Origin of the sequence: Streptomyces sp. NPDC058691, from assembly GCF_042714775.1 — a bacterium.
Lineage (GTDB): Bacteria > Actinomycetota > Actinomycetes > Streptomycetales > Streptomycetaceae > Actinacidiphila.
In genome coordinates this window covers 121,017-142,208 of sequence record NZ_JBHXSO010000015.1, presented here as the reverse complement: position 1 = coordinate 142,208, position 21,192 = coordinate 121,017, and the positions used below count along the sequence as shown (strand labels likewise).

General features: G+C 73.3%; 19 protein-coding genes. 7 read left to right on the top strand and 12 right to left on the bottom strand.

Annotated features, from left to right (window positions below; all coding sequences use genetic code 11):
- Nucleotides 1-19 precede the first annotated feature (19 nt).
- Entirely contained in the window at nt 20-802 is a 783-nt protein-coding gene (locus tag ACFWVC_RS13450; protein WP_384283696.1) for a VOC family protein, read from the top strand.
- Between the two features lie 15 nt (nt 803-817).
- A complete protein-coding gene (locus ACFWVC_RS13445; protein WP_384283693.1) occupies nt 818-2,251 on the top strand; it encodes a lipase maturation factor family protein in 1,434 nt (477 codons plus the stop codon).
- A 9-nt stretch (nt 2,252-2,260) separates the two neighbouring features.
- Here ACFWVC_RS13445 and ACFWVC_RS13440 read toward each other — a convergent pair whose 3' ends face one another.
- On the bottom strand, nt 2,261-3,454 hold the full coding sequence (locus ACFWVC_RS13440; RefSeq protein ID WP_384283689.1) for an amidohydrolase family protein: 1,194 nt from the start codon (nt 3,452-3,454) through the stop codon (nt 2,261-2,263).
- A 334-nt stretch (nt 3,455-3,788) separates the two neighbouring features.
- Between ACFWVC_RS13440 and ACFWVC_RS13435 the strand changes: the two genes are divergently transcribed.
- Nucleotides 3,789-4,751 (top strand): DUF3800 domain-containing protein, encoded by a 963-nt coding sequence (locus ACFWVC_RS13435; protein ID WP_384283686.1) that lies wholly within the window; start codon nt 3,789-3,791, stop codon nt 4,749-4,751.
- Here ACFWVC_RS13435 and ACFWVC_RS13430 read toward each other — a convergent pair.
- Together ACFWVC_RS13430 and ACFWVC_RS13425 are read right to left on the bottom strand one after the other, a co-directional pair.
- Nucleotides 4,711-4,995, bottom strand: a complete 285-nt coding sequence (locus tag ACFWVC_RS13430) for an acylphosphatase (protein WP_384283682.1) — start codon at nt 4,993-4,995, stop codon at nt 4,711-4,713. The two genes, ACFWVC_RS13435 and ACFWVC_RS13430, sit on opposite strands and share 41 nt — an antisense overlap.
- On the bottom strand, nt 4,992-5,729 hold the full coding sequence (locus ACFWVC_RS13425) for a DUF72 domain-containing protein (protein ID WP_384283680.1): 738 nt from the start codon (nt 5,727-5,729) through the stop codon (nt 4,992-4,994). The genes ACFWVC_RS13430 and ACFWVC_RS13425 overlap by 4 nt, the downstream gene beginning before the upstream one ends.
- Before the next feature lie 85 nt (nt 5,730-5,814).
- On the opposite strand from ACFWVC_RS13425, the gene ACFWVC_RS13420 reads away from it, so the two are divergent.
- The 3 genes from ACFWVC_RS13420 (at nt 5,815) to ACFWVC_RS13410 (ending at nt 9,158) form a co-directional block, all read left to right on the top strand.
- The gene (locus ACFWVC_RS13420) at nt 5,815-7,089 is read left to right on the top strand and encodes an alpha/beta family hydrolase (protein WP_384283676.1); all 1,275 of its coding nucleotides are present in this window, start codon (nt 5,815-5,817) and stop codon (nt 7,087-7,089) included.
- A 44-nt stretch (nt 7,090-7,133) separates the two neighbouring features.
- Entirely contained in the window at nt 7,134-7,589 is a 456-nt protein-coding gene (locus ACFWVC_RS13415; protein WP_384283673.1) for a Crp/Fnr family transcriptional regulator, read from the top strand.
- A gap of 276 nt (nt 7,590-7,865) precedes the next feature.
- On the top strand, nt 7,866-9,158 hold the full coding sequence (locus tag ACFWVC_RS13410; protein WP_384283670.1) for a streptophobe family protein: 1,293 nt from the start codon (nt 7,866-7,868) through the stop codon (nt 9,156-9,158).
- A gap of 18 nt (nt 9,159-9,176) precedes the next feature.
- On the opposite strand, the gene ACFWVC_RS13405 is transcribed toward ACFWVC_RS13410, so the two are convergent.
- The 3 genes from ACFWVC_RS13405 to ACFWVC_RS13395 all read right to left on the bottom strand — a co-directional run bounded on the left by ACFWVC_RS13405 (nt 9,177) and on the right by ACFWVC_RS13395 (nt 13,448).
- Nucleotides 9,177-11,516, bottom strand: coding sequence for an FHA domain-containing protein (locus tag ACFWVC_RS13405; RefSeq protein ID WP_384283667.1), 2,340 nt, complete (start codon nt 11,514-11,516; stop codon nt 9,177-9,179).
- A 48-nt stretch (nt 11,517-11,564) separates the two neighbouring features.
- Nucleotides 11,565-13,040, bottom strand: coding sequence for an SDR family NAD(P)-dependent oxidoreductase (locus tag ACFWVC_RS13400; protein ID WP_384283665.1), 1,476 nt, complete (start codon nt 13,038-13,040; stop codon nt 11,565-11,567).
- 165 nt (nt 13,041-13,205) lie between these two features.
- Entirely contained in the window at nt 13,206-13,448 is a 243-nt protein-coding gene (locus ACFWVC_RS13395) for a hypothetical protein (RefSeq protein WP_319658074.1), read from the bottom strand.
- Between the two features lie 151 nt (nt 13,449-13,599).
- Between ACFWVC_RS13395 and ACFWVC_RS13390 the strand changes: the two genes are divergently transcribed.
- Nucleotides 13,600-15,423, top strand: coding sequence for an AMP-dependent synthetase/ligase (locus tag ACFWVC_RS13390; protein ID WP_384283662.1), 1,824 nt, complete (start codon nt 13,600-13,602; stop codon nt 15,421-15,423).
- A gap of 16 nt (nt 15,424-15,439) precedes the next feature.
- On the opposite strand, the gene ACFWVC_RS13385 is transcribed toward ACFWVC_RS13390, so the two are convergent.
- The 6 genes from ACFWVC_RS13385 to ACFWVC_RS13360 all read right to left on the bottom strand — a co-directional run bounded on the left by ACFWVC_RS13385 (nt 15,440) and on the right by ACFWVC_RS13360 (nt 20,998).
- The gene (locus tag ACFWVC_RS13385; RefSeq protein WP_384283661.1) at nt 15,440-16,312 is read right to left on the bottom strand and encodes a serine protease; all 873 of its coding nucleotides are present in this window, start codon (nt 16,310-16,312) and stop codon (nt 15,440-15,442) included.
- A gap of 140 nt (nt 16,313-16,452) precedes the next feature.
- Nucleotides 16,453-16,983 (bottom strand): hypothetical protein, encoded by a 531-nt coding sequence (locus ACFWVC_RS13380; protein ID WP_384283659.1) that lies wholly within the window; start codon nt 16,981-16,983, stop codon nt 16,453-16,455.
- 42 nt (nt 16,984-17,025) lie between these two features.
- Nucleotides 17,026-17,982, bottom strand: coding sequence for a lysophospholipid acyltransferase family protein (locus ACFWVC_RS13375; RefSeq protein WP_384283657.1), 957 nt, complete (start codon nt 17,980-17,982; stop codon nt 17,026-17,028).
- Complete coding sequence (locus tag ACFWVC_RS13370; protein WP_384283655.1) at nt 17,982-18,764, bottom strand: GNAT family N-acetyltransferase; 783 nt, start codon at nt 18,762-18,764, stop codon at nt 17,982-17,984. The genes ACFWVC_RS13375 and ACFWVC_RS13370 overlap by 1 nt, the downstream gene beginning before the upstream one ends.
- A 135-nt stretch (nt 18,765-18,899) precedes the next feature.
- Complete coding sequence (locus ACFWVC_RS13365) at nt 18,900-19,451, bottom strand: MarR family winged helix-turn-helix transcriptional regulator (protein WP_384283653.1); 552 nt, start codon at nt 19,449-19,451, stop codon at nt 18,900-18,902.
- A gap of 14 nt (nt 19,452-19,465) precedes the next feature.
- Nucleotides 19,466-20,998 carry an FUSC family protein gene (locus ACFWVC_RS13360; protein ID WP_384283651.1) on the bottom strand — a complete coding sequence of 511 codons (1,533 nt, stop codon included), beginning with the start codon at nt 20,996-20,998 and terminating at the stop codon, nt 19,466-19,468.
- Nucleotides 20,999-21,192 lie beyond the last annotated feature (194 nt).

Genomic DNA, 21,192 nt, shown 5'->3' with positions numbered 1-21,192 from the left:
CGATCAAGGAGGCCAGGACGTGTCCACCACGAAGATCTGCTGCGTGGCCGGCGCACCCTGCTGGGTCAGTCTGATGGCGCGCGACCTGGACGTGGCGAAGGCGTTCTACGGGCCGCTGCTCGGCTGGACCTTCGAACCGGGCCCGTCACGCTGGGGTCCGTACGAACGGGCCATGATCGACGGCACCGAGGTCGCGGGCATCGGCGCCATCGCCCGTGACTGGGAGACCTCCGTCGCCTGGACGACCTACTTCGGTGTGGAGAGCGCCGACGCGACCGCCTCCGACATCCGCGACCGCGGGGGCACGGTCGCCGTCGGCCCGCTGGACTTCGACGCCGGGCGCCTGGCGCTCGTCGCCGACTCCATGGGCGCGGCCTTCGGCATCTGGGAAGGCGAGCAGGGCCCGCCGCGCAAGCTGCGCATGCACGGGGCGCCCACCTGGATCGAACTGCGCACCCGCGACGCCTTCGCCGCCGCCCTCTTCTACGGCGAGGTCTTCCACTGGGACCGGCGCGGTCCGCGTTACGTCGTGGAGTGGGAGAACGACCGCGTCGTGCTCTACGTGGACGGCCACAGCGTGGCGGGCATCCGCGGCGGCGGGGTCGAGGCCGCGGCCGACCCGAGGGTGCGGCCGCGCTGGCATGTCTTCTTCGCCGTCGACGACGTCGACGCGGCCGTCACCCACGCCAAGGAACTGGGCGCCGAGATCACCGGCGAGCCCATCGACAGCGCCTACGGGCGCGTCGCCGGCATCCGCGATCCCGAGGGCGGGCTGCTGTCACTGATCAGCGATCACCCCTGACCGGCCGGGAGCGCCATGGAGTGGTTCACGGCTCCCGAGTACTGGCTGAGCCGCGTCGTCATCCAGCGCGGCCTGGCCGTGCTGTACTTCGTCGCCTTCGCGGGCGCCGCGCACCAGTTCCGCGCCCTGATCGGCGAGCACGGGCTGCTGCCCGTGCCCCGGTTCACCGCCCGAGTGCCCTTCCCCCGGTCGCCGAGCCTCTTCCACTGGCGCTACTCCGACCGGCTCTTCGCGACCGTCGCCTGGGGCGGTGCCGCGCTGTCCGCCGCCGTGGCCGCCGGGGCGGCCGATCTCGTGCCGCTCTGGGCGGCGATGCTGCTGTGGACCGTGCTGTGGCTGCTCTACCTGTCCATCGTCAACGTCGGCCAGACCTGGTACGCGTTCGGCTGGGAGTCCCTGCTGCTTGAGGCCGGCTTCCTCGCCGTCTTCCTCGGCAACGACGACACCGGGCCGCCGGTGCTCGTCCTGTGGCTGATGCGCTGGCTGCTCTTCCGCGTCGAATTCGGCGCGGGCCTGATCAAGATGCGCGGCGACGCGTGCTGGCGCGATCTGACCTGCCTGGACTACCACCACGAGACACAGCCCATGCCCGGCCCGCTCAGCTGGTTCTTCCACCGGCTGCCCCGGCCGGTGCACCGGGTGGAGACGGCGGCCAACCACTTCGCGCAGCTCGTCGTCCCGGTCGCGCTGTTCACGCCGCAGCCGGTCGCGACCATCGCCGCCGCGATCGTGATCCTCACCCAGCTCTGGCTGGTCGTGTCGGGCAACTTCGCCTGGCTGAACTGGCTCACCATCGTGCTCGCCGTCTCCGCCGTCGACGGCTCCCTCCTCGCCGCGCCCCCGGCACGTGCCGCCACTCCGGCGCCCGGCTGGTACGAGGGCCTGGTGCTGGCCGCCACCGTGCTGGTCGCCGTGCTCAGCTGGTGGCCCGCCCGCAACCTGGTCTCGCGCGGCCAGATGATGAACGTCTCCTTCAACCGGCTGCACCTGGTGAACTCCTACGGTGCCTTCGGCAGCGTCAACCGCGTCCGCATGGAGGTCGTCGTCGAGGGCACGGACGCCGCGGAACCGGGACCGGGCACGGTCTGGAAGGAGTACGGCTTCAAGGGCAAACCCACCGATCCCCGCCGGATGCCCCGCCAGTTCGCCCCGCTCCACCTGCGCCTGGACTGGCTCATGTGGTTCGCCGGCATCTCCTCCGCCTACGCCTGGCCCTGGTTCCTGCCGTTCGTCGGCAAGCTCCTCGACAACGACCCCGGCACCCTGCGCCTGCTGCGCAGCAACCCGTTCCCGCACGCCCCGCCGACCTTCGTCCGGGCGCGCCTCTACCACTACCGGTTCACCGACTGGCACACCCTGCGCACCACCGGCGCCTGGTGGGACCGCACCCTGGTGCGCGACTACCTCCCGCCGGTCGACCGCGACAGCCTGGGCCGCCACGGCGAGTAGCGGCCGCCGTCAGCGGATCCGGACGCCCGCGCGGAAGACCGCGCGTACGTCCTGGAGGGCGGTGAGGCCGGAAAGGGGGTCGCCGGTGATCGCGAGGAAGTCGGCGTCGGCACCGGCCCGGATGCGGCCCTTGCGGCCCTCGGTCCCGCACAGGGTGGCCGCCTCGCTGGTGACGGCCTTCAGGGCCGCCAGCGGGGACACGCCGAGTCGCGTGAGCTCCAGTGCGTCGTACGGCAGGATGTCGTGCGGCCGGGCGGGGGCGACACCCGCGTCCGATCCCACGGCGATCCGGGCGCCGAGCCGGGCCAGGGACCGGTAGGCACCGTGGACGGCGTCGGCGTACGCCCCCGCCTCCAGGACCGGCGTCATGCTGACGAAGGTCCCGCTCCCCGCGACGAGGGCCTGCAGCCGCAGTTCCTCGACCGCCCCGTGGCCGCCCAGGAACGACGCGTGCTCCAGACTGTCCACTCCGGCGGCCAGCGCGTCCGCGATCGCCACAGTGGCATGGGCGTGCGCAGCCACCGGGAGACCGAGGCGGTGGGCCTCGTCGACCACGGTGCGCAGATCGTCGCGCGTGTACTGCGAACGGGTCGGGTCCGAGCCCGGCGTACGGACGTCGCCACTGGCCATCACCGTCACAAGGGAGCACCCCCGGGCATGCCGTTCCCGCACGGCGTCGACCAGCGCGCGCCTGCCCACCGCCTCGCCGCCCAGGAAGTGACCGTGCCCGCCGGGCGTGGTGATCGGCGGTCCCGCGGCAAGGATCTCGGGCCCCAGGCCGGGATCGGCGGCGGTCTCGGCCGCCAGGGCCGCCCCGAGATAGCCGCGGTCCCCGGCATCCCTGACCGTCGTGATCCCGGCGTACAGCGCCGTGCGGGCCGCGACGCGCATGCGTGCGAGCAGCCGCTGGTCATCGGCCGCGACGAGCGAGGCCACGGGGTCGGGCCCCGCGTCGAGCGCCAGATGGGCGCGCACGTCGATCAGGCCGGGCAGGAGGCATACGTCGTCGCCCAGGTCGACCAGCCGTACGCCGGGCGGCACCGAGCCCGTCCGGTCCACGGCGACGACCCGGTCGCGCCGGACGTGGACGGTCGCCGCGCCGGTCAGCGTGAAACCGTCGAACATCCTTCCCGCGCGGAGGGCGTAGGCATGGGCGTCGGTCTGCGGTCCCGCCTGGGGGATCGGGAACCTGAGCAGGGTCATGCTGCCCGCTGCGTACGGTGGTTCATGGGGGGTGGGCCTCGCTTGCATCGCGCACGAGGGCTGCCTCGCGCGGGTTCGGATCATGTTCACGTGCCCTGTCGATGCTGACAGGGGCGCGAGTCCGCGGGCATCGGGAGGATGTCCCATCTTCCGCCGGGATCCGGGGGCCCGGCGGACGGCCGCGGTGGTGCGGCTGAGGAGAAGTACCGACGACCGGGAGCGCCCCGCGCTCCGTGCGCCACTCGGGAAATCCCCTGGAGCGCGCCGCCCCGATCACCGAGGATGGCCGGGAACGACCGGACCACCGGGCACCGGACGACCAGGGGAGGGCGCTGTGGCGACGGGTCCCGTCCTGGAGATCGCCTGCGACGAGTCCGGATCGGACGGCGAGAACCTCATCGGCGGCAACACCGACGTGTTCGCCCACGCGGGCGTGCGCATGGACGCCGCCGAGGCGCACGCCTGCCTGCGGGAGATGCGCGACCGGATCCGCTCCCCGGCCCTGGAGTACAAGGCCAACCACCTGCTCCGCGAGAAGCACCGGCCCGTCCTCGAGTGGTTCCTCGGCCCCTCCGGGCCGCTCCCGCCCGACGCCCGGGTCCACCTCACCGACAAGGCGTTCTTCGTCGTCCGCCGGGTCGCCGACGTGCTGCTCGGCGACCGGGCCGAGGCCGCGCCGCTCTACCGCGAGGGCCGAGGCGCCCTCCCGGCCGCGCAGTGGCGCGCCTTCCTGGAGTCCGCCAACGACCTTGTCCGCACCCGCAACCGCGACGCCGGACCGGCGCCCGTGGACGCCTTCTACCGCACCCTCGACGCCCTGCCCGGCACCGCTCTCGCCACGCGCCTGCGGCACACCCGCCCGCGCGCCGAGGCATTCCGGGCCCGCGTCCTGGACGAGCCGCCGTCGGTCCCGGAGCTCGACCCGCTGATCCCGTCCCTGGCCCGCACCATCGCCCACTTCGGCCGGGACGGACACCCCGTCGCCGTCGTCCACGACCGGCAGAACACGCTCACCGCGGACCGCGTCCGCCGGCTGGAGACGATCCTGCCGCCGCCGTCCCGGCTCGCGTCCCTCACCCTCGTCGAGTCCCGCTCCGACCCGCGGGTGCAGCTCGCCGACTTCCTTGCCGGAGTGGCGCGCAAGATCGCCTCGGACGCCCTCGGCGACCGCGCCGACACCGCGCTCACCGGCCTGCTCCGCCCTCACGTGGACCCGCACTCCCTCTGGGCCGACGAACGCAGCCGCTCGCTGCTGCTCAGCCGCGCCACGGAGTCGGGCGGATCTCGAACCCCGTGAGGCCCTCGGGCTCCCCCTCGTGGACGTCGACCCGGTCCACGATCGCCAGGGGAGACCCCTGGCGGGCCCATTCCACCATCCGCCCGACCGCCTCGGCGGGGCCCTCGAAGACCGATTCCACCGTGCCGTCGGGCAGGTTGCGGACCCAGCCGCTCACCCCCTCCTCCAGCGCCGTGCGCCGGCACGTGTCGCGGAAGAAGACGCCCTGCACCTCACCGGCGACGATCACACTGCGCCGGATCACGACGGCCTCACCCCGGTGACCGCCGCGGTGAAGGCGTCGGCGTCCAGGACCGCCGCGCCGCCCGGGTCGTTGTTGAAGTAGACAAACACGTCGGAGTCCTTCGGCCAGGTGTCCGTGATGCGGTGGGCCCAGGTGGTGAGCGCCCGTGCCCCGTACCGCGGCCACGGACGGGCGATTCCCTCATGGAACCGCACATATCCCCAGTCCGCCGTGCGCCACAGCGGCGTCACCGGGCGCGCCCGCCGGTCGGCCCAGCACAGGGCGACACCGCGTCGCTCCAGCAGGGCCCGGATCTGCGGCGTCCACCACGAGGGGTGCCGCGGTTCGAGCGCCACGCGTACCTCCCGCGGGAAGCAGCGCAGGCACTCGTCGAGCACCCGCCCGTCCGCGCGCAGGTTCGGCGGGAGCTGGAGCAGTATCGGGCCCAGCCGGTCACCGAGCCCCTCGGCGTGCGTCAGCAGCCGGCGTACCGGCTCCTCGGGATCGCGCAGCCGCTTCATGTGCGTCAGGTAGCGGCCGGCCTTGACCGCCATGACGAATCCGTCGGGGGTCTGCTCGCGCCACGCGGCGAAGATCTCCCGGGACGGCAGGCGGTAGAAGGCGTTGTTGCTCTCCACCGTCGGGTAGTGCCCCGCGTACGCCTCCAGCCACAGCCGCTGCGGGACCTCCGGCGGATACAGGACCTCTCGCCAGTCCTTGTACTGCCACCCGGACGTTCCGACGAGCACGGGCATCGCACGGTCCCTGCCGTTTGCTTGCTGGACACTAATCAGGGTAGGCCGTAAGGAGTCCCGCATGTCCCGTTCGCGGGGGTGAACCATGCACTTCACAGATCGCGCCGACGCCGGACGGCAGCTCGCCGAGCGGCTGCGGCATCTGGATGCCGACAACCCCGTCGTGCTCGGCCTGCCACGCGGCGGCGTCGTCGTCGCCTACGAGGTGGCACGGGTCCTGCACGCGCCCCTGGACGTCATCGTCGTCCGCAAACTCGGTGTCCCCTACCACCGGGAACTCGGCTTCGGCGCCATCGGCGAGGGCGGCGCCCGGGTGCTCAGCGACGACATCGTGCAGATGAGCCACGTCTCCCCGGACGACATCGACACCGTCGAGCGGCACGAGGAGGCCGAGCTGTCCCGGCAGGCGCACCGCTTCCGCGACGGACGGCCGCGCACCGAGCTGGCCGGTCGCACGGTCGTCGTCGTGGACGACGGCGTCGCGACGGGCGCCACCGCGCTGGCCGCCTGCGAGGTGGCCCGCGCCCGGGGCGCCGCCCGCGTCGTGCTGGCCGTGCCGGTGGCGGCGCCACAGGCCATGCCCGCGCTGCGGGCCGCTGCGGACGACGTGGTGTGCCTGTCGGTGCCGGCCGTGTTCTTCGCGGTGGGGGAGTGGTACCACGACTTCTCGCAGACCGCCGACGACGAGGTCTCCGGACTGCTGAAGCAGGCCGTGGCCAGAGGCCCGCGGACCACCGAGGTGGAGGTGGACGCCGCCGGGGTGTCGCTGGCCGGCACGCTCACCATGCCCGCCGACGCCCGCGCCGTGGTCGTCTTCGCCCACGGCAGCGGCAGCAGCCGTCACAGCCCGCGCAACCGCGCCGTGGCCGCCGCCCTGAACCAGGCCGGCCTCGGCACGCTCCTGTTCGACCTGCTGACGCCCGCGGAGGAGACGGACCGCGCCAACGTCTTCGACGTGGAGCTGCTGGCGGACCGCCTCGCCGGCGTCACCCGCTGGGCCCGCCGGGAGAACCTGCCGGTCGCCTACTTCGGTGCGAGCACCGGTGCCGCCGCCGCGCTGCGGGCCGCCGCCCACCCCGAGGCGGAGGTCTCCTCCGTGGTCTCCCGCGGCGGCCGGCCGGATCTCGCCGGCGCCGGGCTCCGCGCGGTGCGCGCGCCCACCCTGCTGATCGTGGGCGGGCGCGACGAGACCGTCCTGGAGCTGAACCGGCGCGCCCAGGCGGAGCTCACCTGCCCCAACCTGTTGCACGTGGTGCCGGGTGCCACTCATCTGTTCGAGGAACCCGGCGCACTCGACGAGGTCGCACACCTGGCGCGCGACTGGTTCTCCGGTCACCTGCCTGCGACGCCCGGCCCGTGACCGTACTCTGAGGTCAAGGGCTCGGACGGCACGGGAGGACGTTCATGAGCAGTACGGTGACCATGCTTGACTCACTGCCGCTCCACCACCGCCGGGTCTTCCTGGAACACGCCAAGCGGGTGAGCTTCCCGCAGAGCTGGCGGATCTTCGACGAGGGCAGGTTCGCCGACCGTTTCTGGGTGGTGGAGTCCGGCGCCGTCTCGCTCGACATGGACGTGCCCGGTCGCGGCCTGGTCTCCGTGGACACCCTCGGCCCCGGCGAACTGGTCGGCTGGTCCTGGATGTTCCCGCCCTACCGCTGGCAGCTCGCCGCGCACGCGCTGGGCACGGTGGGGGCGTACGAGTTCGTCGCGGCCGAGGTCCGCGATCTGTTCAAGGACGACCCGGTGCTGGGCCAGGCCGTCGTGCTGGCCGCCGCGCAGACCATCGCGCAACGGCTCGGCGCGGCGCGCGCCCGGATGGTCGACCTGTACGGGCCGCGTCTGCAGGAACACTCCTGAGCCGGCCGCTGCCCGCGGTCCGGGCCCCGAGCCCGGGGGCCCGGTCCATGCCGTGACCGGCGTCCGGGCGGCGACCCGCTCCGGGGTCGGCGCGCCTCTCGAAGACCTCGGCCACGAAGTGCCCGCCCATGCGCCGCCGTTCGTCGGCCCATGGCCGTCGCTCATGCGGCCGCGTGCGGACCCGGCGCACGACGGGGGCGGCCGTAGCCGCCCGTGGAGCGCAAACCGGGTCGTTCCGGACGGGCGGGCCGGGCCCCCGCTGCATAGCCTGACTGCGTGAGCCGCCATGAACCCCCCGTCCCCCGGCCCGTCCTCGGGCCGGTCCGGGGCTGGCTGCACGCGCTGGGGGTGGTCATCGCCGGCTTCGCCGTCATGCTGGTCGTCGCCGCCCTCGGGCTGTGGCTCGCGGGCGCGTCGGAGCTGCCGGCGGGCGCCTTCCTCCCGGTGATAGCGGCGACCGTGGTCCTGGCGGTCGGCGGACGGGTCGCGCTGGACGGAGGCGCGGGCCTCATCGCCGAGACACAGGCCGGTATCACCCTCGTCCCGCTGTCCGTGGCGCTCGCGGGGGCCCTGGTGACGGCCTACGCGTTCCTGCGGCCTCTGCGGTTCCACGCCGTGCTGTCCGGCGGCCACCTGCTGCGCATCGTGCTGCGGACGGCCCTGCTGTGGGTCGCCGCCCTCCTGCTGATCGCCTTCGGCGCCCGGCACAGCTTCAGCCTCACCGCGGGCAACGAGTACCTCGACGAGATCGCCCAGTTGCTGGGGACCACGCCGACCGTCGGCTTCCACGCCCTGGTCGGCGCCACCGTGGGCCTGGGCCTGCTGTGGCTGCTCGTCGTCCTCCTGCTGGCCCTCGCCGTGTCCCGGCGGGTGCCCCTGCCGCCCCGGCTCGTGTCGCCGCACGCCACGGTGCGGCCCGCCGTCCGCGCGATGGTGGCGGTGCTCCTGGCGTACGTCGTGGCGGTGGGGATCGCCGCCCTCGTCACGGCCGACACCCGGACGGACGCCGGTGACACCCTGGCCGTCGTCTTCCTCGGGCTGCCGAACCTCGCCTGGCTCGCCTTCGGACTGGGCCTCGGCGCCACCTGGCACGGCCATGTGAAGGGCGCCCTCGGCCTGCCGATGCCGGAACCGCTCGCGCGCGTCCTGCGCACCGGCGGCGACGGCGACGTCACCCTCGACCTCGCCTCCCTCACCCGGCAGGACGGCCGCGCCTGGTGGCTCCTGGTGGCCGCCGCCGTCGCCATGCTCGCCGCGGGGTGGGCCACGGCCCGCCGTGCCCCACCGGGCACCGGGCACCTGCGCAACGCCGTCCACCTGGCGCTCGCGTCGGCGGCCGCCATGCTGCTGATCGGCCTCCTCACCTGGATGGACGCGCACTACGGCCTCTCCCTCTTCGGCATCGGAGACCCCTCCGACACCGGCGGCCTCGGCGGCTCCGTCGTCCTCGTGCCCGACCTGGCCACCGCCGTCGGCCTCGCTGCCGCCTGGGGCGCCGTGACCGGCTTCCTGGGCAGCCTCGTCGCCCGGCCCCGTCGCGCGCCCGGCCGGACCGGCGGCCCGCACTGACGAGCGCGCCGGCGGGGTCTACCGCCGCATGACGGCCGGCTCCTGCCGCCGCAGCAGGCGCGCGACGATGTAGGCCATGACCGCCGACAGGGCCACCATCGCGCCCATGTCCAGCGCCCATACGGCGGGTTCCGGCCTGAACAGTGGATCGGAGGTGATCCGGCCGGGTACCAGGGCGCCCAGATCGAGCGTGGCCGCCATAGCGGCCAGCGCCCAGCGCGCCGGCACCAGCCAGGAGAACTGCTCAAGGCCCGGCACCCCGTGCAGCTTCAGCAGCGCGCCGCAGAAGACGACCTGCACCAGGGCGACGAGCACCAGCAGCGGCATGGTCACCTCCTCCTTGCGCACCAGGGCCGAGACCACCAGCCCGAGCATCATCGAGGTGAAGGCCAGCAGCGCCGCCGCCAGCGTGAGTTCCAGCAGCGCGCTGGTGAACACCCCGCTGCCGCCGCCGGGTCTCAGCCGCACACCGACGAGCGCCACCATCGTCAGGACGACCGCCTGGACGACGGTGATCGCGCCCAACACCGCGATCTTGGAGCAGAGATAGGCCGACCGGGACAGGCCGACCGCACGTTCCCTCCGGTAGATCACCCGCTCCTTGACCAGTTCGCGCACGGCGTTGGCGGCGCCCGTCAGGACGGAGCCGACGCAGAGGATCAGCAGCACATTGATCGTGTTCTGCTGCGTCAGCCCGCCGCCGGCCAGGGCGCGCGCCATGCCGCCCATCACGAACGGCAACGCGACCATGATCGCCAGGAAGGTGCGGTCGGCGGCCAGCGACGCCGTGTAGCGGCGCACCAGCGTCCACCACTGGCCGCCCCAGTGCTGGGGCTTCGGCGGCACCAGGGCCGGACGGGGTGTGGGGCCGGGCGGCTCCATCTGATCCATCGCGTCGGTGATGTACTCCTCGTGCAGGGTGGAGGACTCGTACTGGCCCGCCCAGTCCCGCCGCTGCTCGTTCTCGAACGCCTCGAAGGCCTCCGGCCACTGCCGGAATCCGAAGAACGGCAGGGTCTCGTCCGGTGGTCCGTAGTACGCCATGCGGCCGCCCGGGGCCATGACCAGCAGCCGGTCGCAGACCTCCAGGCTGAGCACGCTGTGGGTCACCACGACCACCGTGCGGCCGTCGTCGGCGAGGCCGCGCAGCATCGTCATCACCGAGCGGTCCATGCCCGGGTCCAGCCCCGAGGTGGGCTCGTCGAGGAAGAGCAGGGACGGCTTGGTCAGGAGTTCCAGCGCCACGCTCACGCGCTTGCGCTGGCCGCCGGAGAGGGTGTGGACGGGCTGGGCGACGCGGGCCCGCAACCCGAGTTCGGCGATCACCTCGTCGACCCGGGCCTCCCGCTCGTCCTTCGCGGTGTCACCGGGGAAGCGCAGTTCGGCGGCGTACAACAGGGCCCGCCGGACGGGAAGTTGGAGGTGCAGGATGTCGTCCTGCGGTACGAGGCCGATGCGCTGGCGCAGATCGGCGTACTCGCGGTAGAGGTCGCGGCCGTCGTACAACACGGTGCCCTGGTCCGCCGGGCGCAGCCCGGTCAGCGCGTTGAGCAGCGTCGACTTGCCGGAACCGCTGGGGCCGACCACGGCCAGCAGGCTCTTCTCGCCGACGGGGAAGGAGATGTCGTCCAGCAGCGTCTTGCGGCCGTCCTCCACGGTCACCGACAGGTCCCGGACGCACAGCGCCACTTCACCGGTGTCGGTGAACTGCTGGAGCTTGTCGCCGACCAGCCGGAAGACCGTGTGGCCGACGTCGATGATGTCGCCCTGGTGCACCGTCGCCCGCTCCACGGGCTGGCCGTCGAGGTAGGTGCCGTTGTGGCTGTGCAGGTCGACGATCTCGTAGCCGCCTCCGGCCAGCGCCCGAAGTTCCGCGTGGTGCTGGGAGACCAGCAGGTCCTCGACGACCAGGTCGTTGTCGGCCGCGCGCCCGATGTGGATCGTGTGGTCGGGCAGCGGCCGCACCGACGTCGGCTGCCGAAAGGTGCCGGTCGCCAGCGGCGAGGCGATCGGGGGCGGCCGGTAGACCGGTGCGGCCGACGCCCGGGTGAGCCGGGCCCACGGGCCGGTCAGCGGATTTCCGAAGCGGACGACGCTGCCCGCGCCCACGCCCCACTGGCGGACGTTCCTGCCGTCCGCGAAGGTGCCGTTGGTGCTCCCGGCGTCCTCCAGGACCCACTGCCCGCCGACCGCGCGGAGGACGGCGTGATGCCACGAGACACGGGGGTCGTCGAGGACGATCTCGCCGTCCGGGTCGCGGCCGACGCGGTACATCCTGCCCGGGACCAGGACCAGGGTGTCCCCGGCGGTCTCCAGCACGAGTTCGGGCGCGGAGGGCGCGAGTCGGCGCTCAGCCACACCGTCGATCGTAGTCGCGCGCGGCCCGTCCCGCCCGGCCGCGTGGCCTCACCACTCGGTCGGCGCGTAGTCCTTGAGGAAGACTCCGTGAAGGTCCTCGCCCAGTTCGCCGCGGACGATGGGGTCGTAGACCCGCGCCGCGCCGTCGATGAGGTCGAGCGGGGCGTGGAAGCCCTCGTCGGCGAGCCGGGACTTCTCCGGGTGCGGCCGTTCGTCGGTGATCCAGCCGGTGTCGACGCTGGTCATCAAAATGCCGTCGGTCTCCAGCATCTCCCGCGCGCTGGTGCGGGTCAGCATGTTGAGCGCGGCCTTGGCCATGTTGGTGTGCGGGTGGCCGGGTCCCTTGTAGCCGCGGCTGAACTTGCCCTCCATGGCCGAGACGTTCACCACGTAGGTGCGGCGGGCCGGGGAGGCGGCCATGGCCGGGCGCAACCTGCTGACCAGGATGAACGGGGCGGTCTCGTTGCACAGCTGCACTTCGAGCATCTCGACCGGGTCGACCTCGCCGACCGCGCGGCTCCAGCTGTTCTCCGGGTCCAGGTCGGGGATCAGGCCGCCGGCGTCGATCGCGGTGCCCGCCTCGATCCGGGCGAGCGAGGCCGAACCGCTGACCAGCGCCAGCTCGGTGACCTCCTGGGCGCGCGCCGCGCTGTCCCGGCGCGGGCTCGGCAGCGCCGGCTGGGCGCCGCTGCCGAAGGTGCCGAAGACCTCCGAGGCGGGCAGTTCACCGGCGGGCAGCGGCGCCGACTCGGCGGCCACCAGCTCGCCGTACGCCTGCGGGGACCGGCGCACGGTCTGCGCAGCGTTGTTGATCAGGACATCCAGCGGGCCCTGCGCGGCGACCGAGTCGGCCAGCGCCACGACCTGCGCCGGGTCGCGCAGGTCGATGCCGACGATCTTGAGCCGGTGGATCCACTCGTCGCTGTCGGGCATCGCCTTGAAACGGCGGATCGCGTCGGAGGGGAAGCGGGTGGTGATCGTCGTGTGCGCGCCGTCGCGCAGCAGGCGCAGCGCGATGTACATGCCGATCTTCGCCCGGCCGCCGGTGAGCAGCGCACGCCGGCCGGTCAGGTCGGTGCGGGCGTCGCGCCGGGCGCGGTTGAAGGCCGCGCACGACTGGCACAGCTGGTGGTAGAAGGCGTCGACCTCGACGTAGCGCTGCTTGCACACGTAGCACGAGCGCGGCCGCTGCAGAACGCCGGCGATCTCGCCGAGCACCGACGAGGAGGGCAGCACGCCCTGCGTCTCGTCGTCGATCCGCTCCGCCGAGCCGGTCGCGGTGGCCTCGGTGACGAACTTGTCGTGGGCCGTCTTGGACGCCCGGCGCTCCTGGCGGCGGCGCTGCTTCACGGTCCGGTAGATGCCCGCCGTGGCCTTGCGGACGGCGATCGCGTCCGGGTGGTCCACGGGCAGGTCGTCCAGCTCCCGGAGGACGCCGAGGCACAGCTCCAGGCGTGCCGGGTCGATGCCCGGGACGCCTTCCCACGCCGTTGCCGTGCCTTGCTCGTTCTCGGTCGCCGTCATGCCCGCCGTCGTCCCTGGTTCGTGTGTTCCCGCTGCTTCCTGGGGAACTGTACGAAACCTGGCGGCGCACGGCCAAAAAGGCGGCGGTACTGAGGACTTTGGTCCCGGGCTCGCGCCATGCGGGCGGTCGCTCCGCGTGACCGCCCGGGCACCGGCGCGCGGCGCTCACTCCAGGGGCGCGGTGGCCTCGCTCTCGTACGCGTAGTCCCAGGGCTCGTCGGCCATGTGCTCCAGGCGCTTGTAGTACGCCGCACTGTCCGGCCACGCCTGGTGCAGCCCGGCGTCCTGCACGGTGATCGCCATCGGGTCGTACAGGATGCCCTCGGGGGGCTGCCCCCCGGCTACCAGGGCGATGCCGAGTGTGAGACCGTCCCCGGGGCCGCCGTGGAGTCGGATCCTGGTGGTCATGGAGTCACCTCCTGATCCCATGATCTCTCGGGATCGCCCGGCGGGGGAGGTTTGGTGAAGAAGCCCCGTCCTGACCGGCCGCGGGCGGACAGTGCGTGAGAGATCCGTTACGTTCGGCTCCGGCCCGCTCCAACCCCCACGAGGAGCCCGCGTGCGCGCCTTCAGTCTGCCCGCGCTGGTGCCGGCGACCCACGTCGGCGGGCTCGCCGACGTCGTGTTCGAGGACGCGGCGCGGACTCCCGACGAGGTGCGGCTCGGCCGCAAGGAGGACGGGCGGTGGCGGGACGTGACCGCCGCGACGTTCCGCGACGAGGTGCTGGCGCTGGCGCGGGGGCTGCTGGCGCACGGCGTGCGCTTCGGGGACCGGATCGGGATCATGTCGCGGACCCGGTACGAGTGGACCCTCTTCGATTTCGCGCTGTGGACGATCGGGGCGCAGCCGGTACCGGTCTACCCGACCTCCTCGGCCGAGCAGCTGCGCTGGATCCTGCACGACACCGGCGCGGTCGGCTGTGTGCTGGAGGACGAGGACCACGCCATGACCCTCGGCTCGGTGATCGAGCGCCTGCCGGCCGTGACCCGGGTGTGGCAGCTGGACAACGGAGCCGTCAAGCAGCTCATGGCCGACGGCGAGCGGGTCGGCGAGGACGTGGTGCACCGGCACCGGCTGGCGGTCACCCCGGACGCGGTCGCCACGGTGATCTACACCTCAGGGACGACCGGCCGCCCGCGCGGCTGCGTGCTCACCCACGGCAACTTCATGGCCGAGTGCGACAACGTGATCGCCCAATGGCGGCCGATCTTCGACACCGGCACCGCGGAGCCGCCGTCGGTGCTGCTCTTCCTGCCGCTGTCGCACGTGTTCGGCCGCATGATCCAGGTCTGCGCGGTCCGGGCCGGAGCGCGGCTGGGCCACCAGCCGGACATGTCGGCCGCGGCGCTGCTGCCGGATCTCGCCGAGTTCCGCCCGACCTTCCTGCTGGCCGTCCCGTACGTCTTCGAGAAGGTCTTCGACGCCGCGCGCGGCAAGGCCGAGGAGGGTGCCAACCTCGGTGTCTTCGACCGGGCCGTCGATGTCGCCGTGCGCTTCGCCACGGCTCGCGAGCAGCGCGCCTTCGGCACCGGTCCTGGGCCGAGCGCGGCGCTGCGCGTGCTGCACCGGATCTACGACCGGCTGGTGTACGCCAGGGTGCGCGAGGCACTGGGCGGCCGCGTCCGCAACGCGGTCAGCGGCGGGTCGACGATGGGGCGGCGGCTGGGGCTGTTCTACGAGGGCGCGGGCGTGACGGTGTACGAGGGATACGGCCTGACCGAGTCCACCTCCGCCGCCACCGCCAACCCACCCGGCAAGGTCCGCTACGGCACGGTCGGGCATCCCGTGCCCGGCACCTCGGTGCTGATCTCCGAGCAGGGCGAGATCCTGCTGCGGGGCCCGACGGTCTTCTCGGGCTACCTCGGCGACCCGCGGGGCACCGCCGAGGCGTTGCGCGAGGGCTGGTTGGCCACCGGTGACCTCGGTTTCCTGGACGAGCACGGATATCTGACCATCACCGGCCGCAGGAAGGAGATCATCGTCACGACCAGCGGCAAGAACCTCTCGCCGGCCGTCCTGGAGGAACGCGTCCGCGAACACCCGCTGATCGAGCACTGCCTGGTGATAGGCAACGACCGGCCCTACGTCACCGCGCTGGTGACCCTCGACGGCGAGGCCGCCGCGCGGTGGCTGCGGCTGCGAGGCAGGCCACCGGCCGGGCTGCGGGAGCTGGTGCGCGACCCGGACCTGGAGGCGGAGGTGCGGCGCGCGGTGTCGGCGGCCAACACGCGGGTGTCGAAGGCGGAGTCGATCCGCGCCTTCCGCGTGCTGGCCGCCTGCTTCACCGAGGAGGAGGGGCTTGTCACCCCGTCGCGCAAGCTCATCCGGAGGGCCGTCGAGGAGGCCTACGCGGACGAGATCGACGCGATGTACCAGCGCTGAGCGGGGCCGAGCGGCGTCACGGCTTGGGGAGCGCGCACCCCGCCAGGCCGAGGTCGAACTGGTTCCCGGTGGTCACACACGCGCCGATCCCGTAGGTCTGCTCGGCGTAGTTGATGCCCTGGCGGACCGTGACGGCGCCGTTCTGGTCCACCTCGCAGGGGTTGTTGAGGGTGCACCGTCCGCCGTCCTCGTTGCCCGTGTTGTTGATCGCCACGACCTTGCCGGTCGAGGTGTCGATCACGGGTGAACCGGAGGTGCCGCCGATGGTGTTGCACGCGGAGGTGTAGCGGACCGAGTCCTTCCAGGTCCAGTCGCCCTCTTTGAGCCGGTACACGAAGGCGTCGATGTTGCAGGTGTAGATGGTCTTCCAGTAGCCGGAGACCACCTTGATCGCGGCGCCCTGCACGGGATGGGCGGCGGAGAGTTCCAGCGCGGAGATCCCGTACGAGGACTGGATCTGCGCGTAGGTGCGGTTGAGCTGGTAGACCGAGATGTCGGTGTCGGTCATCGTCGCGTAGGCGAGTTTGGTGGCCCGCAGAGTGGCGACATTGCGGCCCGTGGCATTGAGCAGGCCGAAGGTGCGGGTCGAGGACTGGTTGAGCAGCACCTCGCCCGGGTCCAGGAAGCCGCTGGTGAGGCAGTGGCCGTTGGAGAGCACCAGGGCGGGGTCGGTGGACGCCGACGCCGGGAAGCGGATGAGCGAGCCGGAGCAGTTGCTCAGGGACACCGTGCCGGCGAAGTTCACGGGGACCGCGGCGGGGACCGCGCTTTTCACGCCGGTGGCGTCCCGGCTCGTGGCCGAGGCGGGGGCGGCGGACAGACCGAGGCAGGCGACTGCCGCGAGGGCGGTAAGGACAGCCGCCAAGGCACCTCTGAGAGGTCGTTTCATGTGGGGGGTCCTCTCGAGACCGAAGTTCTTTCGGTTTTGGCATGGACATTGTTGTGACTCGAGAGGGCCCGTACAAGAGGGCATGGCAGGGCGGGGCCGCGACGACGGGCGTACCGTCGCCGCGGCCCCGAACTCGGCGGTCAGCGGCAGGTGTTGCCGTGTGTGAAGTCGACGACGAACCGCTCGGGAGAGTGCAGCCGCTTCGTGGTCCAGGACGGCTTCGAGGCGAACGAGGTGCCGAAGGTGACGACCCCTTCGAAGTCACCGGTCAGGGCGAGGCCCTTGAGCTTCGGCAGCTTCAGGGTCGTCAGCCGGGGCCCCTTGTAGACGTTCTTGCCCGCCGCGTTGTGGGCGGCGGCCGGGGACAGCTTGATCTCGACGAAGTACGTGCCCGCGAGCGGCACCTTCTTGCCCGAGCCGTCGTAGCGCAGTTGCGTGACGCGCTTGACGGTGGCGGGCGGCAGCGCGCCCTTGGCGTCGATCACGAGCCTGTCGTACGTGCAGTGCGTGGCCGTCCGGGCGTTCACGATCTGAGTCGTGGCCTTCGCGGCCGTCGTGCCGGACGCGGCCGGGCCCGCCCCCGCCGAGGCGGAGGCGGGTACCGCGGCCACGGCACCGGTGAGGAGAGCGAGACCCGCGGCGGATGCCGCGAGGCGGTGGTGTCGGCGCATGGCGTCCCCCATGGGAGCGACGGTTCCGGGGACCGGATGTCACTAGGGGAGACTTGCGGCCGGCTCGCTCGGTTGCACGACGGGAGAGGGGATGACGACGGGCGCCGCCACCTCGACCACCTCGACCACTGAGATGGCCCGAGCCACTTGGGCCACTTCGGCCGGTGCGGGCTGCCGGGCGGCGGGCACGTCGAGCCGGTGTGCCGCCCGGTGTGCCGCCTGCGCGAGCGAGCGGCGGTCGTGCCACGTGCCCGCGGTGATCGGCGGGAGGACCGCCACCTCCGCGGTCAGCCCGCGCGACGACACCACCCGGCGCACCGAGTCCATCAGCGTGTCCTCCCCGACGAACGCCGGGGCGGTGCTGCGGGTCCCGTCCGCCAGGCGGTAGTCGATCCGGAGGGGCTGCACGTCGGCACCCGCGTTCAGGGCGGCCTGGAACAGTGCCCCGCGGTAGCTGCCCTCCTCGCGGCCGCACCAGGTGCTGCCCTCGGGGAAGGCGACGACCGTGGCCCCGCCGCGCAGCGCCTCCGTCACCTCGGCGACCGTGTCCGGCAGGGTCCGGAACCGCTCACGGTCGATGAAGATCGTCCGGCCGAGCACGCACAGCGGGCCGATGACCGGCCAGCCCCGGATCTCCGCCTTGGCGACGTTGCGCCCGGGGATGACGGCGGCGATCAGCAGGATGTCCATCCAGGACACGTGGTTGGCGACCACCAGCACCCCCCGGCCGGGCTCGCGCGCCACCGGCGGGGCCGGCACCCGGATCCGCATGCCGAAGGCGGCCGCCACCGACCGCATCCAGGTGCGGACCAGGGAGTCACGCAGTGCCGGGGGGCACAGCGCGGCCACCGGGACGGCCAGTACGACACCGATGAGCAGCACCACGAGCGCGGCGGCGTAGCGCACCAGCCGGCTCAGCCGGCCCACCAGGGGAGCCTCGCCGGTCACGCACTCCTGCGGGGTGCAGGGCGAGACCGGCGACCACCACGTGGCGGCCATCACGAGGACCCGAGGGAGCCGAGCGAGCCGAAGTGGCGCAGGTAGCGCTCGTCCGTGCGCTCCAGCGAGAGCAGGATGAACAGGTCGGCGACACCGAACTCCGGGTCGTGGGCGGGCTCGCCGCAGACCCAGGCGCCCAGGCGCAGGTAGCCGCGGAGCAGCGCGGGGAGCGCGGCGCGGGCCGGGCGGGCCAGGCCCGTCGGGTCCCAGGGGCGGTGCGGGGTGACCTGGTACTCCTCGGGGGCCATGTACTTGGCCGAGACCCGGTCCCACACGCCGGCCGCCATCGACCCGCCGTCCGCGAGCGGCACGGAGCAGCAGCCGGCCAGCCAGTTGTGGCCGGTGGTCGCCATGTAGCGGGTGATGCCGCCCCACATCAGCGCGACGACGGCACCGTCGCGGTGGTCGGGGTGCACGCAGGAGCGGCCGACCTCGACGAGGTCGTGCTGGATCGGGGCGAGCCGGCCGAGGTCGAACTCGGTCTCGGAGTAGGTGCGCCCCGCGCGGCGGGCGTTGGCCGGGGTGAGCAGCCGGTAGGTGCCCACGACGTCGCCGGTGTGGTCGTCCTTCACCAGCAGGTGGTCGCAGAAGGCGTCGAGGTCGTCGACGTCCAGGCCCGGTTCGGGCGTGTCCAGCACGGCCCCCATTTCCCCGGCGAACACGTGGTGCCGCAGACGCTGCGCGGCCCGCACCTCGGCCTCGTCCTGGGCGAGGCTCACCGAATAGCGGGGGCGGTCGGCTACGTTGTCGACAACGGGCGCGAGTTCGTACGAAGCGGTCATGGCGCGATTCCCTGGTCAGGGGGACGGGGACACCCCTATCTGTCCCGTCGGCGCCTTGCCTTGGCATGTCCTTTGCGGAGCGTGGAGATGTGCGCTCGCTGAATCACTGGGGTGCGGTGCCTCACGGCGCCCGCTTCACCCGGAAAGCGCGCCCAAGCGGCCTTCGAGCAGCAGCAGGAGTTCGCCGAGGATTCCGGCCAGATCGTGACGCCGGCCGTCCGGCAGCCCGGACAGCAACCCCTCTTCGTACGCGAGCTGTTCGGGGAGCAGACGGTCCACGAGTTCCAGGCCGGCGGAGGACAGCCGGAGGTGGGAGACCCGGCGGTCCCGGTCGTCCGGGCGGCGGCCGATCAGGCCGCGCTCCTCCAGCAGCTTGATCCGCTTGGTGATCGCGGCCCCCGACGCGAAGGTTTCACGTGCCAGACGCCCGGGCGTCAATTCACCGCCGACGCGGCGCAGGGCGCAGAGGATGTCGTACTCCGGGCGGGTGAGCCCCTCGCGGTTCAGCGGCGCGTCGGCGGCGAGCTGCAGGAGCGCGGTGCACCGGTTCAGGCGCCCGATCACGGCGACGGGCGCGAAGTCCAGTTCCGGGTGCACGTCCTGCCACTGGCGCAGCACCGTCGCGACGGCGTCCTCCACGCGCGATGTCCTTCCTCGGTACGCCGGCGGCTCCGGCGGCGTCCGCATGATCGTACGCGTCGTCAAGCCAGGGTGACGGACCGGCCGCCGAGGCGCCCTGCCAGCGCGAGGTGGCCGCGCCGTTCCGCGTCGGTGATCCGCTCCTCCGGCAGAGGGCCGCTCCACCATTCGCCGGAGGCGGTGTCGACGGCCTCGCGCAGCTCCAGCAGCGCGGCGGTGAGCCGGGGCTCCGCGGGCAGCGGGGCGGCGAGCTCGCCCTCCAGGCGGTCCAGGGCGGTGCCGACCCGGCGGCCGGCGCGGCGGTTCGGCACCGCGAAGCACACCGCGAGTCCGGCCAGCGCGCCTACGACGGTGTCCAGCCAGCGGTCGGCGACCAGCCGGCCCGCGGGCTGCGCGCCGGCGAACTCGGTCATGATCATGGCCATCGGCGTCACGAAGACACTGGCCAGCCAGTAGTTGCGGGCGATGGTGGCCTCCGCGGCGAAATTGCAGGCCAGCGCGGTCACGATCAGGGCCACCGCGCCCAGGGCCGTGAACGGCACGAGCACGGTGAACAGCAGCACGCCCAGCAGATTGCCCAGCACGCGCTGCAGCGCCCGCTGCCAGGACAGCGTGGTGTTGGCGGCGAGGACGGCGGCGGCGGTCACGACGGCCCAGTACGGACGGTCCACGCCGAACGCCATCGACACCCAGCCCGCCATCGCGCTGCCGAGGCCGACCCGCAGGCCGACCGGCACCAGGTGCCGCGCCGTGGGGCCGTGGACCGGCGCCGGCCCGGTGCGGGCCTCCGCACGGCTCTCGGCGCCGGCGGCGCCCGGGTCCGGGAGCGTTCGTGCCGTGCGCAGTTCCCGGGCCCAGGCGGTCAGGAGGGGAGCGCCGGCGGGCCCGGTGGACTCCGCGCGCGCCAGCAGCCGCTCCAGCCCCGCGCGGTGGGCGCCCGCCCCGGCCGCCCGCAGCGTGTGCCACGCGGCGTTCACGGCGGCGGTCGCCTCGTGCCGGGCCCGCGCCGCGGTCCCGTCGCCGGCCAGGACGCGTGCCCTGGCCTCCAGCGCCCCGGCCACGGCGGCGCGCTCAGGGCCGTGCGGTCGCGCCAGGGCCGGCGCCATGCACACCAGCCACGCGACGGCCCCGCCCAGCAGCATCAGCCCCACGTGCACGGGCACCTGCCCCGGCGTCTGCGGCACGAACGCCGCGCTCGCCGCGACGAAGGTGAAGATCACGTTCCCGGGCGGGCCGATCCGCGTCGCGTCGCACACCACCTTGTGGACCGCGGCGAGCGTCGCCGTGACCGCGACGCGCGCCGCCGTCGACTCGGTCAGCGCGGCGGTCGTCAGCGCCACCGCGCCCCCGGCCGCCATGCCGAGCACGACCAGCGCGAGCGTCCTGGCCCGCGCCGCGTACGGCCGCCCGTGCGCGTACAGGGCGCACAGCCCGCCACCCGCCGCGTAGAGCACCAGATCCAGCCGCCCCAGGGCCAGTAGCGCCCCCTCCATGATCCCCACGGCGACGACCACGCTGACGGCCCGGTGGTGCCAGAGGTCCTTGACGGCACGGAGGCGGAGGGCGTCGCGGAGGGGGTGGAAGACGGGAGGCATGCCGATAAGCTTAGCAGGTGTTTTACTTGTGAAATATTCGGAGGTCGTGACACGGCTGCCCACAGGCCGCGCACGCACGAGGCGGGGGGGGGGGGGGGGGGGGCCGCAGCCCCCCCCCCGCGGCCCGGGGGGGGACCCGGGGCGGCGCGGTCGGGGGCTGCGCGCGCCCCGGCGCGCCGTCCACGGCGGCGAGG